Raw genomic sequence first — 14,979 nt, 5'->3', positions numbered from 1 at the left:
ACAACAAATCGACAGACAATCTCTATTACTATTCTACTATCAAGCAGCTTGCGCTGAACCTTGATATTTAAGTAGAGTACCGCTCGCGCCGAGCACAAATCCGCGATCGGGGCCCATAAAGACAATCCTGTAAAAATTAGCAGGAACATCTTCAACTTCGCGGTCTTTTAGCCAAGTTTTCCCGCCGTCCAAACTGCACAGCAAATTGCCGCCGCCGCCGGCTACCCAAACTTCATTATCAGTCCGGTAAGCCATGTCCAGCAAACCCCAACTCGCCTTGCGATCGGGAAAAAACGGTTTTCCCCAACCTTCAGCACTTTCCGGGTCGCTAAACTGAATCTGACCGCCGCGGGCGAGCATCCACAAACGCCCGTCCTTGGTAAAACCCATATTTTGCAGGCGGCGAGAACTGTTGCGGTTGTGAGGTTCCCAAGCTTCTTGTCCGGGTTTCCACACCGAATAGAAATTGCCCTTCGAGGAAACCGCAACATACTTTCCGTCTTCAGAACGGTTGATATTGCGAACTACCCCAAAAGAATCCTGCACGACAGCTTTCCAATTTTTGCCGCCGTCAGAAGTCCGGTAAATCGCCCCCACATCGGTGGTCATCTCGGCGGAATTCGGGCCCAAAGCCGCGATCGTACTCGGAGAACCGGGCAACTGAGAGCTCAAAGCAATCCGCGTCCAAGACTTGCCCTCATCGTTCGTGTGGAGCAAAACAGAAGGCTGGCCGACAATCCAGCCTTCTGAACCAGAAAAACTGACCGACGCAAAACGCGACCTCGGCTCGTCGATATCTAGTGCTATGGACTTCCAGCTAGTACCGCCGTCAAGCGTTTCGAGCAGAGTCGCCTCAGAACCCACAACCCAGCCGTGCTGAGGATTGCCCGTAAAGGCAATATCCTGCAAATTAGCTTCCGTCGGCAAGGAAATCACTTGCCAGGGGTTGTAACTCACAGAACCGATGGTGCTGCAACTCGTACAGATAAGCGCAGCGGCCAATAACATTACAATTCGTTGCCAAAATCTCACAATCGTCTTACTGCAAACCATACATACTAAGTAACAACAAGAAACCAACGACCAAGCCGCCAAAAATCAGCAAACTTTTCTGACCTTCGGTCATGCCGTTGACACCGACACCGTAACGCTGATTTGCCTTAAATCCCGATACCCCTTCCATCTGACCGAGATTTTGAAACGCCGACTTGCGCGCTGCGCAAACGGGACAGACCCAAGTTTGGGGCAAATCTTCAAAAGCCGTGCCCGGGGCAATGTCAATTTTAGGATCGCCCTTTTTCGGATCGTAGACGTAGCCGCAGGCGCGGCACTCGTGCCGATCGAGGGTTTTAGTTTCAGTGGCTCGATCGCTCATAGCTCCAAAAGAGTAGGTAAGCTAATCTTAAAATATACATTAAAAATTATTGCAGAAGATGGACGATTAATCTCAACCAACTCGTAATTTTAGCTACCCAAAATCTATATAATGTAACAGACAAGTTACAGAACCCTTTCACCTAGGCAGTAATTATTCACCGTGTTTGCACTCAGCGGCTACGAGTATTTCTTAGGCTTCCTGTTAATTTCCAGCCTAGTCCCTATCCTCGCCCTCACGGCGTCTAAGGTACTGCGCCCGAAAAGTCGTCCCTACGACCGACGCACTACCTACGAATCCGGCGTCGAGCCGATCGGCGGAGCCTGGATTCAGTTCAACATCAGATATTATATGTTCGCCCTAGTCTTCGTCATCTTCGACGTAGAGACCGTCTTCCTCTATCCTTGGGCGGTTGCTTTCAACCAGCTAGGACTGTTGGCTTTCATCGAAGCCTTGTTTTTTATCACGATCCTCGTTATTGCTCTTGTCTATGCATGGCGCAAAGGAGCCTTGGAATGGTCTTAAGTTCTGACAAATCACAAAAACCTCTAATTGTCAACCCCGCTATTCGCCCTGAAGTCACATCCGAATTATCAGAGAATGTCATCCTAACTACGGTTGATGACCTCTACAATTGGGCGAGACTTTCGAGCTTGTGGCCGCTGCTTTACGGTACAGCTTGCTGCTTCATCGAATTTGCAGCTTTGATCGGGTCGCGCTTTGACTTCGACAGATTCGGCTTAGTACCGCGATCGAGCCCCCGACAAGCCGACCTCCTAATCACCGCCGGCACAATTACCATGAAGTACGCCCCCATTTTGGTGCGGCTGTACGAACAAATGCCGGAACCCAAATACGTGATCGCGATGGGCGCTTGCACCATCACCGGCGGAATGTTCAGCGTAGACTCCCCCACAGCAGTCAGAGGCGTTGACAAACTGATTCCCGTAGACGTGTACATCCCCGGCTGTCCCCCCCGCCCAGAAGCGATTATTGACGCAATTATCAAACTGCGGAAAAAAATCGCCAACGATTCGATGCAAGAACGCGGCAACTTGCAGCCCACCCACCGCTACTACACCAGACCCCACAAAATGAAAGTAGTAGACGACATTTTGGATGGCAAATATTTGTCAGTTCCGGGCCGGATGGCGCCACCGAAAGAATTGACGGAAGCTATGGGAATGCCAGTACCGCCGGCTTTGCTGACTGCACAAAAACAGGAGGTAAACCGTGGCTGAGACAGAATCTGCAATTGTTGAAGCCGGGAAGGTTTCCCAGTGGTTGACTCAGAATGGGTTTGAACACGAAGCTTTAGCGGCCGATAATTTGGGCGTGGAGATATTAAAGGTCGATCGAGACTTCTTAATTCCGATGTCAACAGCACTGTATGCCTACGGGTTTAATTATATGCAGTGCCAGTGCGCCTACGACCAAGGGCCGGGACAAGATTTAGTCAGCGTCTACCACTTGGCTAAGCTGACAGACAATGCTTCCAAGCCTGAAGAAGTCCGCGTCAAAGTATTCATTCCCCGCGAAGATCCCAGAGTACCGTCAGTCTACTGGATTTGGAAAGCAGCCGACTTTCAAGAGCGGGAATCCTACGATATGTACGGCATTGTCTACGAAGGACATCCGAATCTGAAACGGATTTTGATGAACGAAGATTGGGTAGGCTGGCCGCTGCGGAAGGATTATATTTCCCCTGATTTCTACGAATTGCAAGACGCTTATTAAGTGAGTTTTGCGAGGGCGGGTTTGAGCATAAAATTGGACTTTTAAAGTTGAGTTTTATGCAAAACTCGCCCTCTATTTTTTGAATTATACCAAATCTGGGTTTGAAACCCCTTTTATTGTCATTGCGAACGAAGTGAAGCAATCGCATAGACTATGATGCCAAGTGGAAGATTTATAAAGGGGATAGCTAACCCCGATTTAGTATTATTTATAGTACCTGGATGTAATAAAAGTGGTAAAGAATGCAATTAAATTACTAGATGTCGTTGCCTTGACCGTTGACATTCCTGAATACAACCTGTGGCGCGGACAAGTTGGGACAGTGATCGAACTGTTGGCTGATGGTACAGCGTTTGAGGTGGAATTTAGCGATCGTAACGGACGCACTTATGAATCTGTCGGGCTGCATCCAGAGCAAATCATGGTGTTGTACTTTGAGCCAGCATCACCAGATCTCAAACCCGAAATGGTTACAGTATAAGTGGCACAACAACTTGCGGACTTTATAAAAAATTGGATTTCAGGTTGATAAGCGAAATAGGTAATAAACCTGCAATCTTTAATGATACCGTTTAATTGGTCAGCAAATTAAATAATCTGGTGGTTCATCAAAATGACGACTCTGACCGTACAAATTCTTTGTTCTGAGGCGGCAATATTTTCAGCAGCCGAGTCTCAACACCCGGAACCTCTGCTTTACGGCATCACAGACGGAAAGGCTGTTGGGACATATTTGGAGCAAAAGTTTAGGCTCTATCTCAAGCAGCAGTATGAATTTATAGATGGTAATTCAGCAAGCGGCATCGATTTCCCTGGGCTATTGGTTGACGTGAAGGTAACAAGCGTTAGGCAACCGCAGTCGTCATGTCCTTTCAAATCTGCAAGGCAAAAGATTTTTGGGCTGGGATATTCACTGATTATCTTTGTTTACGAAAAGACAGACAACAGTACCATCCGAAGTGCAACCCTGAATATTTTGCATACAATTTACGTGAGTGCCGAAAGAACAGCAGATTTTCAAATGACCCGTGGAATTCGCAATATTTTAGACAATGAAGGCAATAAAGATGATTTGCTTGCTTTCATGTTTGACAAAAATCTACCTGTTGACGAAATAGAAGCAGGTAACATTGCAGACGAAATACTGAGAAACCCACCATTGCAAGGTTTTTTGACCATTTCTAATGCGTTGCAATGGCGACTTCAGTATGGAAGAGTCATTGAGCGTGCTGGACAACAGGAAGGTGTTATCGCAGTTTATAAGTCTAACCGATGAGTTCCAACGATCGCAAAACCAAACTAGAATACGGGGATTTTCAGACACCGCTGGAATTAGCCGAGATGGTGTGTCGGAAATTGATAGAACTTGATGTTAACCCCAAAGTCATCATTGAGCCAACTTGCGGGATAGGTAATTTCATTAAAGCTGCTGCAAATTCGTTTCCATCCGCCAGCAAGATTATCGGGGTTGAAATAAATCAAAGTTATTTAAGAGAATTAAGAGCTAAGCATGAATTGTTACAGGATGAAAGATGTGAGGTTAAGCACGGAGATTTTTTTGAGTTTGACTGGACATCATTAATCAACCAATTTAATCATAGGGTGCTGGTACTTGGCAACTTTCCTTGGGTGACCAACTCACAACAAGGAACTACTGGCAGTGAAAACTTGCCTAAAAAAAGTAATTTTCAAAAGCACACTGGCTTAGATGCACTAACAGGTAAAAGTAACTTCGATATCTCAGAATGGATGCTGATCCATGCGATCCAATGGTTGCAAAATCGTGACGCCACTCTGGCAATGCTTTGCAAGACTTCCGTGGCCAGAAAGTTATTGAGTTACATTAATTCAAAAAAACTTAATCTCGCTAGCTGTGCAACTTACAAAATAGATGCTAAAAAGTATTTTGGTGCAAATGTGGATGCCTGTTTGTTATACTGCAAGTTTGACTCAAGCTCACAAAACTACTTCTGCGATGTATTTAGCAGTTTAGAAAGTTCTGACTGCCATCGAATTGGATATCACAACAATCTCCTGGTTAAAAATATAGATTCTTTCAATAAATTGAGTAATTTATATGCTGTAAATTCAGGGACGAAATGGAGATCGGGCGTCAAACATGACTGCTCGAATGTGATGGAGTTTCGGAAAATTGATAATTTGTTTGTCAATGGATTTGGGGAAGCTGTCGAACTTGAGGAAACTTATCTATTTCCGCTACTTAAAGGATCTGATGTTGCTCAAAATCGCATTAATGCTACCGATCGATATATCCTAGTTACTCAAAAATTCATCGGTGAATCAACCGAAAATATCAACACTATAGCTCCAAAAACAGGAATTTATCTAGAGAAGTGCGGGCAATATCTAGATAATCGCAAAAGCAAAATTTATCAAAACAACCCTCGATTTTCGATTTTTGGAGTAGGCAATTATAGCTTCCAACCTTGGAAAATTGCGATTTGCGGGCTTTATAAAAAATTGGATTTTAGGTTAATCGGTGAAATAGCTAATAAACCTGCAATTTTCGATGATACTGTTTACTTTCTCAGCTTTGACAGCGAGAGAGTTGCACGTCAAACTTTTGAGTTTTTGAATTCACCGGCGGCAATTAACTTTTATTCAGCGATCGTATTTTGGGATGAAAAGCGGCCGATTAAATCCAGCATTTTAAATTGTCTGAATCTAGCAAGGCTGGCAGATTTGGAATTTGTAACCGCAGATGCACGCAGATAAACGCAGATAGATAGAGATATAATTTATATTATCGGTAATTCTGAAAACCTATGACTCAAGCTTTACCCAAACTCGTAAACTTCGAGGAATTTGTGGAGTGGCTGCCTGAAAATTCAGCGGTACGCTACGAACTGCATAATGGAGATATTGTTGAGATGGCACAACCAGTAGGCGAACACGAGGAAGTTAAAGGGTTTCTTACAATCGAAGTTTCCTTTGAAACCAAACGGCTGGGATTGCCATACGGTATCCCCAACCAAGCGATAGTTAGGCCTCCTGAAAAAGATTCTGGTTATTTGCCTGATGTGTTGGTGCTGAATCGTGGAAATCTGGTGAACGAAACATTGTGGCAAAAACAATCTGTCCTCAGTTTGGGTGCATCGATACCTTTGGTAATTGAGGTTGTGTCAACCAATTGGCGCGATGATTACTATTTGAAATATGCTGATTATGAGGAGATGGGTATCCCTGAATATTGGATTGTAGATTATGCTGCGTTGGGTGGACGCAATTTTATTGGCAATCCCAAACAACCGACAATTTCTGTCTGTAATTTGGTTGATGGTGAATATCAAATCCTCAAGTTTCGAGAGAACGATCGCATTGTGTCCCAAACTTTTCCTGATTGGAACCTGACTGCAAATCAGATTTTTGGAGCTGGTTTAGTGTAAGCTGATATCTTGGAGATTGGGATGTTTTAACCGCTGATGCACGCAGATAAACGCAGATGAGTACACAGGAATTACTTGTTAAAAGCAAAGAAACCGGGTTTTTGACCGTTTCTGCGGGTGTAACGAAGTATTTCGCAAAAAACCCGGTTTCTGACTGCTCGTGCGTAAGCTTTATAAACGTAAAATATCGTTTACGGTTGTTGCTGAATGATTAAACCGCAGAGAACACAGAGGACACAGAGTCAGAGAATGAAACAAATGAATAATTTCGATGCCAATGGATTTGAGATCGGAACATTTTTCATAGCAATCCCCGATAGCGAATAAACACCAACATCACCGCCCACGATCCTAATGCGACTTTGACTGCAACCAGGATATTGAGCAAGGGGAGAATGCCACCGCTCAAAAGTGTGCCTAAATCTCCGTGCGGTAACTCATATCCTGACAGAGTGATAACGGATAATACAATGAAAACAAGTACCGAAACCTTCTCCAAAGTCGCGGCGTGCCAGCGCTGATAGATTTCTTGCATCCACTGCGGTGATGAGGTAATCGCCACCAAGCCGATCGCAGTTCCCCCCGCTACACCCGCCGCAAAACCGCCCCCTGGACTTAAATGCCCGCGAATTGCTAGTTCGATACCCACCAAGGCGGCAATCGTCGCTCCCAATCGCGCCAAAATAATCGATGGTTGATCGGTAAACTGATATATGGCGCAGGACGGCTTTTCGTTTGCTAGCATAAAACTGGCACCCAAGATGGCGATCGTAAATACCACGACTTCAAAGATCGTGTCATACAGCCGATTTCGCAAAATGATACCGGAAACCGCATTGGGTACTCCACTATCTTGAACAACCAATTCGACGATCGAACTTTGCTGCGATAAGTCCATTGTTGGATTGGCGACTAGCAGCATTTTGACAAACAGCGCTATCCCTGATACAACGTAAACCCACTTCATCAATGCTTTTCCTCTGCGTCTGGTGTATTTACATAGGTTAGGGTTGTCCCCGGTGATGAAAGTTCGGTTTGCATGATGTCATAGACACGCCGAACTCTGATTGCGGTGTCATAAACTTGCGCTTCGCCGCTGTGTTCTAGTTCGTGTTGTGGGGAACAAGCTGCATGAACTTCTTTTTCCATCAGCGCCCGCTGCAATGCCTGTGCACTGGCATAGGGAACTAATTCCAGGCGCATATGGCGTTTCTGAAAAACTGTGCGGATGTCCTCTATCAGTTGCTTAAAATGACCTGCGGTTTTGTCGTTTGGTATAGCATCGCCCTCTGTCCCCTCTGCGATTACACCCAGACGCAGCACGAGGGATGAACGCACCGTCACTGCATAAAGTGTAATCGCGAGCAGGGTGCCCATCAAGGCTTCGGTCAATGCCACATCCGCCGCGCCTAAAATCGCGTATACCAAGGCGGCGATCGCTCCCAATACCCCCCGCAGTACCAATGCGTGGTATGGATTGACCTGAAATACCACCATACAAGCAGCTAAGGGTAGCAGAGCGACGAGTACATAAATGTAGCTATTATCGTTCATAATTAGTCCCTGTTTTGGAACAATAGGCCAACACATATCCCAGCATTGTGTTCCACATTGCTAAGCAAATAAGCGCCAGAATCAGCAGAGGCCATTTACTGGGTATTTTCAGCAGCAATCCAACGACAATCAACATTGATCCAAGCGTATCTGCTACCGAAAGACTGTGCAGTTTATACAAAACCGATCGCTTCCCAAGTAAGTAAGAAGTACCCCAAAACCAGAAAAAAATCCCTATACCGATGCAGGTATAGCTCAATACATTTATTACGATCATGCTTCACTGATACGTTTGATTATATGTGCCAACAACATCAAGCCAGCATTACCCACACTGAGGATAATCGCCGCCACCACACCGATCATCCAATCATCGCGCCAGACTGAGATGACGAGAGCGATGATTGCCGTCTTCGTCGAAATACTGGCAAACGCCAACATTGTCTGCCAGATATCACGATCTTTCCATACCTCGTACATGGGTATGAGCAGAGCCAAAATCATCAAAATTAGAATCAGGTTGTTCAAGTTGTTCAATTGTGTGCCCTCCTGATTGTTTCTTCCTTAACTAAATCGGAATTGTTGATTTCTCTCTTCTCTTCCTCTGCGTTCTCTGCGTCCTCTGCGGTTAAATAATTCCGAAAAAACTTCAGCTAGCTACTAGAAGTTCGTCGCACCCGATGTACTTCATAAAAACCATCTTCGTGATATTTTACGACAATTGTCTTAGGTGTAAAAGTGATCAGGAAGACATCTAGGAATATCAGCAGGGGCGATCGATGGTTGGGCACTTTTTCCAGGATCACATCTTCGTGCCTGTGGGGACGGAGGATGAGTTCAAATGCTTCTAAATAAGCTATCGGAATCGCCATGCAGATTTTACCCAACACCCTCAACCATTCCCTCAAAGGTTCCGAGGGTACGTAGCTGCGCGGCAACAGGGCAGCAATGATGATGCCGATCGCAATATTTGCCAAACTAAAATCGGCAGTAAGTAAAAACCAGATCGTCAGTCTTAATATTAGCTGTCCAATCATTTTGGTAATGCCATCCAGAATAGTAGGAGCGAAATCAAGCTCATAAAACCGACCAAATGATCGAATTGTTCAAGCATACGTGGCAGTTTGATTGCTGTGCGTTGAAAAATTAGAAAATAGGCTAACCAACCAATGCCGATGATGGCGATCGCCTTAAGCATATTTTCCAGCGTATAAGCCTGAACATCAAAAGCATTGGCTGCAATCAGCCCGCTTAGTAACAGCAACACCGCAGGCCAAAAACCGGGTTTTGTTGCTGTTTGTCCGCCACGGGGTAGAAAGATGAATTTAGCAAAAGAGATTGCTGTTCCAACTGCTGCGATATTCATCCCGATCGCTGGCAAGAATCCCAAATTCTTCACCGTCAACACCTTTGCCCCAAAGCCAACCAATAAGGGAAAGCCAGAGATTGATAAGCTAGCTATGACTAAGGCAATCCAGATTTTGGTATCGATCGGCTTCTGTTTCAATTCTTTGAGATTACGACTCGGTAACGATCCTGCAATCAGAAACAGCGACGATTTGACCAAACCGTGGGCCAGCGCATAAAACCCGCCCACGGACGGTGCAGCGAGGATAAAGCCCAACTGCGAAACCGTGTGAAAAGCCAACATCCGTTTGCTATCTTTTTCTAAAACGGCACAGAACACGCCCAGCAGCGCCGTCCCGACGCCAAATATCTGGACGATACCCCCCACCTCCTCCACCATCAGGGCACAGCGCACGAGGGGATATACCCCGGCTTTGACCACAATCCCTGACAGCAAAGCCGACACAGGCGTTTCTGATTCCGAGTGAGTTAACGGTAGCCATAACCCCGATACAAACACACCTCCCTTAACCAAGAGTCCCATAAAGATCAGAGCGATCGCCTCTGGGGGTGCTGCACCCAAGCCGGCAAAACTAAACGAATGACTTGCCTTATAAACCAGCACGGCACCGACTAGATAAAACAGCATTGCCGTATTGCTAATAAATAGATAGCGCAAAGCCACCCAAATCGAGCGATCGGTGCGAGGATAGGAAATCAAGAGAAACGCCGCAATGCCGCTGACCTCTAATGCGACATATAAACTGATAAAATCAGTAGAGGCAAAAGCCGCATTCAGGCTGCCGTGCACCATGAGAATCTGTGCATAAAAAAATGCCGTCTTATCTGTGGGCCAACAGTAGATAATCACCGCTGCTGTGACTAAGGCATTGGTTAAGATGAAATAGCCACTCAAGCGATCGACTAACAACGTGACACTGAAATTATCCAGTAACTCCAGCGTCACCGCTGACGGCATAGCAAAAAGCAGGAACGCATAGGCAGCAGATACGAGCGCTCCGAATATTGCGAGATACTTATCAAGCTTCGGAATCAAATAAATACTAAACCCGACAAAAAACGGGAGTCCAATCCAGGCTAGCGTCAGGGTATTCATGGCGTGTTATCGATCTCGATTTCGTTACTTTCTAATGTCGGATTATCTCGTGCCAGCTTCATCACACTGACCAGCATTAAAGCCTGAATCGAAAAGCCGATCACGATCGCCGTTAAGATCACCGCCTGGGGCACCGGATCGGCGTAAGCGACACTTTTCCCCTTTGAAATAATTGGTGTCAGCCAGCCTGCTCGCGATGCCACCACCACGTAATAGGCTATAACCCCTGTACTCATGACATCCATACAGACGATTTTCATGATCAGGTTCTTTTTAAAGATGATACCAAAAAATCCGCAAAATACTGTCGCCAATACCAATGCTTCTAACATGGAAATTGCCTGTTGGATAAGGGGTTTTTGTTATTATATTTGAATAAAGGTATATTATTTCTAATGGGACTTAGACATTTTCTAGCCCCTCAAAGACCTGAAAAGCTGTCTAGGTAAGGAAAAGAGTTTGAGGCCCCGTCAATCGATTGCGCGATTTGAGATTTGAGATTTGAGATTTACTTGCGCGAGATAAATGCTCTTTCTTGAGGATTTTCGATTTTAGATTTGGGATTGATTCCACGGATAAATCGCGTGGCGGGTACCACCTTTGAAATTTTTGGTCAGATCCCAAACCCTTATCAGTTCTCGACCGAACCCGATTAAACCTCAAACCCTTTGCCTGTCAGCGTTTGCAGCCTGTTTAGACGTGATTTTTGTCTGAGTCGCGTTAGCGAATCTGCGGCCGACAACGAAGTCCGATCGTCCATCAAACCCGGTTTCAGACCGCTCGTGCGTCCAGGACTGTTCAATTTAACTGGGGCAAACGTCACTAACTTCAATCATTCCGCAAAGCTGCGATCGGATCTAAGCGAGCCGCATTCCGAGCCGGCAATACTCCAGCTAATAAGCCTACAGTAAAGGATAGCCCAAAACCTGCTGTAATCGACCATACAGAAACCACAAACGGAAATTTGAACGCTGTCGAAGCCCCAAAGGCGATCGCAATTCCCAACCCAATACCCGCCGTTCCCCCCACCGTGGAAACTAAAATAGATTCCGCCATAAATTGAATGAGAATTGCTGCATTAGTAGCACCTACCGCTTTGCGAATCCCGATTTCCTTAGTGCGCTCCACAACAGACACCAACATAATATTAGCAATACCGATGCCGCCAACCACCAAAGAAATTCCGGCGATCGCTCCGATCATAACCGTAAATAAACCGATCACATTGCTGAAAGTATTAACTATCTCAGCTTGATTGACAACTCGAAAATCATCCGGTTGTGGCGGATAAATATTGTGGCGCAAGCGCATGATATTTTCCACTTGAAATTGAGCATCCGCTAAATCCGCTTCGCCCGCCGTTTCCAACCAAAAACCCGATATTGCAATCCCCGCTAAAGAATTTCTCCCCACAATCCGCGAAGACATATTTTTCAGGGGAATATACACTCGATCGTCCTGATCTGTTCCCCCTACAGACCCCTTGCTTTCCATCACTCCAATGACCTTGTAGCGGTTGCCCTGAATCCGAATATCAGAGGATAGCGCATTAACTCCGGCTCCAAAAAGTTCGTCTCGAACCTTAGAACCGAGGACAACCACTGGCTCAGCAGCATTCAATTCATCCTCGTTAAAAAACCGTCCTTGTTGAGGTTGAATGTTCTTGACATCGGGATAATTTAAATCCGTTCCCAAAATAGCAGTAAATGAATTTTGTCCGCCATAAACGACTTGCACTTGGCGCTGCAAATAAGCCGAAATTGCCTTAACAGCAGGAGCTTGTTTGCCGATCGCCTTAGCGTCATCCCAAGTAAGGGTAGTAGCAGAACCGCTTCCCTGACTGACACCGCCCGATCGCGCAGCGCCGGATAACACCAACAGCACATTTGTACCCAAAGCCTTTAACTGTTCTTCAGTTGATTTTTGTACTCCCTGTCCCACCGAAGTAATGGCAATTACCGAAGATATCCCAATAATTACGCCCAGCATAGTTAAACTGGTACGCAATTTGTTATTCCACAGCGCCTCTGTCGCCATGAAAGCGATTTGAACGTTAGAGATTTTCTTAATCACTGGGCGAGTTTGTAATTTCATTAGGTAGTTGGGAATAGGTAATAGGTAATGCCTAAGTGGTGAGGATTAAGATTTTTTTAACCGCAGAGAGCGCAGAGAACACAGAGGGAGAGAAGAAAGAGATCGAGAATTCTGATGCCAACATATTTGATATGACTCACACTCAATAATTAATCCGTGTATCCGTGTCAAAATCCGTGTAGTGCTTTTCTTCTTTCTTCCCACTAACGCAAGCGCGCGCCACCACCCGGTTGCAAACCCGGAATCCCGCCCGGCGATGGATTTTGGGATCGAGGCCGCAATCCGGGGGGCAAGCTAAGCAGCACTTTTTCATTTCCTTTCAAACCCGATCGCACTTCCGTCTTGTCATCCACAGTCATACCAGTCTTAATCGGCATAAAAGCAGGTTTGCCATCTTCTGAACCGGGAACAAAAACCCCCGTTTCCCTTTGTTGGCGGACAATTGCCGCAGTCGGAACTACCAAAACATTTTTAAGTTCACCGGCCTTAAATTCCACATTCACATTCATACCCGATCGCAGCATTTCTCGATCGTCATTAATAATTGCCGCTTTAACCTCAAAACTTGTCACATTTTGCAGGACGATCGACTGAGGCGAAATTTGACTGATTTTACCTGCAAAAGTCTTTCCCGCAAAAGCATCGGCTTGAATAGACGCAGCCTGGCCGATCTTAATCTGAGAAATATTAGTTTCTGCTACGTTTGCTACTAATTGATTTTTTGAAGCTAAGGACAAAATCGAAGAAGAAGTCGCCGAAGAAACCGCACTACCTGCCGTCGTGGGAGTCACAAAAGCGCCCGGATCTGCGTACTTGCGGGTGACAGTGCCGGTGAAAGGAGCCCGCAGCACAGTATCGTCGATCTGGGCTTGAACGCTTTGCAGGCTGCCTCTAGCTGCAAGAACTTGGGCGCGGGCTTGGGCGATGTCTTCGGGGCGGGAACCTGCTTCTAGCAGCGCCAAAGCTTGCTGTTTTTGCTCGACGGCGGCCTGCGCCGCAGCGATTTCTTCCGGGCGTGCGCCCGATCGCGCCAGGGCCAAAGCTTGCCGTTTTTGCTCCACTGCGGCCCGTCCTGCAGCGATGTCTTCCGGGCGTGCGCCCGATCGCGCCAGGGTCAAAGCTTGCCGTTTTTGCTCCACAGCAGCCCGCGCCGCAGCGATTTCTTCGGGGCGAGTACCCGCTTGCAGCAAAGCTACAGCTTGTTCGGCTTGCCTGACTAGCGTTTGAGCTCGATCGCGCGCGGTGCGGGAGTTGTTGACAACTTGCAAAGCAATCGCCCCGGCATTATAGAGTTCCTGATTTCTCTGAAAGTCTTCCTCAGCTTGGTTTTTGGCGTATTCGGCATCTCTGAGTTTGGCGGTTGCTTGGGCGATGTCTTCAGGCCGATTCCCCTTAAGCAATTTTTGTAAATTTGCCTGTTGTTCAGCTAGCGCTGCCTCCGCTACAGCAATATCTTGGCTTCGATTGCCGTTGAGCAATTTTTCCAGACTTGCCTGTTGTTCCGCTAACGCTGCCTCAGCTACAGCAATGTCTTGGCTTCGATTGCCGTTGAGCAATTTTTCCAGACTTGCCTGTTGTTCAGCTAACACTGCCTTAGCCACAGCAATGTCCTGAGTTCGAGTGCCGTTGACCAATTTTTCCAGGTTTGCTTCTGCGGCTGCGAGTTGTCCGCGAGTTTGGGTAAGTTGCCCTTGGAGGTTGGAGTCGTCCATGTAGGCGAGAATCTGCCCTTGTTCAACTCTATCTCCTTCCTTGACAAGCAAACTTTTGAGCATTCCTGAAGTTTTGGGGCTGACGTTAACGGAACGTTCGGGCACAATTGTGCCGTTTGCCGAAATTGTAATCGGCAGGTTCACCCTTTCGACAGCAACGGTTTTTTCCTGGCGTCTGGTTTCGCGGCTGGATTTGACTGTGAGTTGGCTGTAAGCTGTGTAGCCTACTCCTGCCAGCAGGGAAGTGGCAAGGAGCCCGCTAAGCCAGGGACTCAGCTCTTTTTTAATCTGAAAGTGCTTTACTAAGTACATATAAATTAGACCGATCGGGCGTCTGTTGAATTTAGACCGATCGGGAACCGAAAACGTTCAATTTAAGTCTCATCGAGTTTTTGCGTTTGTGGTGGCGCCAAGTCACTCACAGTCCTGGACGACTTAAACATGACTCTAGAGAAAGAACCTCACGCTAAAATTGATCCCACCTTTGGCACCCGCGAGGGTGTTACACCACGAATTTTGGGATGAGTGAGCATTTTGGGCTGGCGATCGCGAAGCATAAATAAGCTGCTACGCAGCTAAACCGGATAAAATAGCATTGCCTTTATTTTTGATTTTTCGCTCCCATTTAATAACCAT

General features: G+C 46.4%; 18 protein-coding genes. 7 read left to right on the top strand and 11 right to left on the bottom strand.

The features are described from left to right. Positions 1-39: 39 nt before the first annotated feature. Complete coding sequence (locus tag QUA99_RS18905; RefSeq protein ID WP_333242327.1) at positions 40-1,053, bottom strand: photosynthesis system II assembly factor Ycf48; 1,014 nt, start codon at positions 1,051-1,053, stop codon at positions 40-42. Further along, on the bottom strand, positions 1,040-1,375 hold the full coding sequence (locus QUA99_RS18900; protein ID WP_333133078.1) for a rubredoxin: 336 nt from the start codon (positions 1,373-1,375) through the stop codon (positions 1,040-1,042). The genes QUA99_RS18905 and QUA99_RS18900 overlap by 14 nt, the downstream gene beginning before the upstream one ends. 162 nt (positions 1,376-1,537) lie before the next feature. On the opposite strand from QUA99_RS18900, the gene ndhC reads away from it, so the two are divergent. From ndhC to QUA99_RS18865, 7 genes are all read left to right on the top strand, one after another. Beyond that, positions 1,538-1,900: a photosynthetic/respiratory NAD(P)H-quinone oxidoreductase subunit C gene (gene ndhC / locus QUA99_RS18895; protein ID WP_006635500.1), complete on the top strand. Its 363-nt coding sequence runs from the start codon at positions 1,538-1,540 to the stop codon at positions 1,898-1,900. Further along, positions 1,891-2,616 (top strand): photosynthetic/respiratory NAD(P)H-quinone oxidoreductase subunit K, encoded by a 726-nt coding sequence (gene ndhK / locus QUA99_RS18890; RefSeq protein WP_333242323.1) that lies wholly within the window; start codon positions 1,891-1,893, stop codon positions 2,614-2,616. Before ndhC ends, ndhK begins: the two co-directional genes overlap by 10 nt. Then, on the top strand, positions 2,609-3,112 hold the full coding sequence (locus QUA99_RS18885; protein ID WP_333242320.1) for an NAD(P)H-quinone oxidoreductase subunit J: 504 nt from the start codon (positions 2,609-2,611) through the stop codon (positions 3,110-3,112). The genes ndhK and QUA99_RS18885 overlap by 8 nt, the downstream gene beginning before the upstream one ends. A gap of 232 nt (positions 3,113-3,344) precedes the next feature. After that, positions 3,345-3,593: a DUF4926 domain-containing protein gene (locus QUA99_RS18880; RefSeq protein ID WP_333242317.1), complete on the top strand. Its 249-nt coding sequence runs from the start codon at positions 3,345-3,347 to the stop codon at positions 3,591-3,593. Between the two features lie 132 nt (positions 3,594-3,725). After that, positions 3,726-4,388 (top strand): restriction endonuclease, encoded by a 663-nt coding sequence (locus QUA99_RS18875; protein WP_333242314.1) that lies wholly within the window; start codon positions 3,726-3,728, stop codon positions 4,386-4,388. Further along, positions 4,385-5,848 carry a class I SAM-dependent methyltransferase gene (locus QUA99_RS18870; protein WP_333242311.1) on the top strand — a complete coding sequence of 488 codons (1,464 nt, stop codon included), beginning with the start codon at positions 4,385-4,387 and terminating at the stop codon, positions 5,846-5,848. The genes QUA99_RS18875 and QUA99_RS18870 overlap by 4 nt, the downstream gene beginning before the upstream one ends. Before the next feature lie 50 nt (positions 5,849-5,898). Continuing rightward, positions 5,899-6,519, top strand: a complete 621-nt coding sequence (locus QUA99_RS18865; protein ID WP_333242308.1) for a Uma2 family endonuclease — start codon at positions 5,899-5,901, stop codon at positions 6,517-6,519. 301 nt (positions 6,520-6,820) lie between these two features. Here the strand turns inward: QUA99_RS18865 and QUA99_RS18860 are convergent, their stop codons facing one another. The 9 genes from QUA99_RS18860 to QUA99_RS18820 form a co-directional block, all read right to left on the bottom strand. Then, positions 6,821-7,486 (bottom strand): Na(+)/H(+) antiporter subunit B, encoded by a 666-nt coding sequence (locus QUA99_RS18860; protein WP_333242305.1) that lies wholly within the window; start codon positions 7,484-7,486, stop codon positions 6,821-6,823. Beyond that, positions 7,486-8,073 carry a DUF4040 domain-containing protein gene (locus QUA99_RS18855; protein ID WP_333242302.1) on the bottom strand — a complete coding sequence of 196 codons (588 nt, stop codon included), beginning with the start codon at positions 8,071-8,073 and terminating at the stop codon, positions 7,486-7,488. Before QUA99_RS18855 ends, QUA99_RS18860 begins: the two co-directional genes overlap by 1 nt. Continuing rightward, on the bottom strand, positions 8,063-8,350 hold the full coding sequence (locus tag QUA99_RS18850; protein ID WP_333242299.1) for a monovalent cation/H(+) antiporter subunit G: 288 nt from the start codon (positions 8,348-8,350) through the stop codon (positions 8,063-8,065). Before QUA99_RS18850 ends, QUA99_RS18855 begins: the two co-directional genes overlap by 11 nt. Further along, positions 8,347-8,577 (bottom strand): hypothetical protein, encoded by a 231-nt coding sequence (locus QUA99_RS18845; protein WP_333242352.1) that lies wholly within the window; start codon positions 8,575-8,577, stop codon positions 8,347-8,349. The genes QUA99_RS18850 and QUA99_RS18845 overlap by 4 nt, the downstream gene beginning before the upstream one ends. Positions 8,578-8,726: 149 nt before the next feature. Further along, positions 8,727-9,110, bottom strand: coding sequence for a Na+/H+ antiporter subunit E (locus tag QUA99_RS18840; protein WP_333242296.1), 384 nt, complete (start codon positions 9,108-9,110; stop codon positions 8,727-8,729). Continuing rightward, the gene (locus QUA99_RS18835) at positions 9,107-10,537 is read right to left on the bottom strand and encodes a cation:proton antiporter (protein ID WP_333242293.1); all 1,431 of its coding nucleotides are present in this window, start codon (positions 10,535-10,537) and stop codon (positions 9,107-9,109) included. The genes QUA99_RS18840 and QUA99_RS18835 overlap by 4 nt, the downstream gene beginning before the upstream one ends. Continuing rightward, complete coding sequence (locus tag QUA99_RS18830) at positions 10,534-10,869, bottom strand: cation:proton antiporter subunit C (protein WP_333242290.1); 336 nt, start codon at positions 10,867-10,869, stop codon at positions 10,534-10,536. Before QUA99_RS18830 ends, QUA99_RS18835 begins: the two co-directional genes overlap by 4 nt. 496 nt (positions 10,870-11,365) lie before the next feature. Next, a complete protein-coding gene (locus tag QUA99_RS18825; protein ID WP_333242287.1) occupies positions 11,366-12,631 on the bottom strand; it encodes an ABC transporter permease in 1,266 nt (421 codons plus the stop codon). A 203-nt stretch (positions 12,632-12,834) separates the two neighbouring features. Continuing rightward, on the bottom strand, positions 12,835-14,655 hold the full coding sequence (locus QUA99_RS18820; protein ID WP_333242284.1) for an efflux RND transporter periplasmic adaptor subunit: 1,821 nt from the start codon (positions 14,653-14,655) through the stop codon (positions 12,835-12,837). Positions 14,656-14,979: the final 324 nt, after the last annotated feature.

The sequence above is a fragment of the Microcoleus sp. F10-B2 genome, assembly GCF_036704965.1.
GTDB lineage: Bacteria > Cyanobacteriota > Cyanobacteriia > Cyanobacteriales > Microcoleaceae > Microcoleus.
This window is presented reverse-complemented; position numbering and strand designations above follow the sequence as displayed.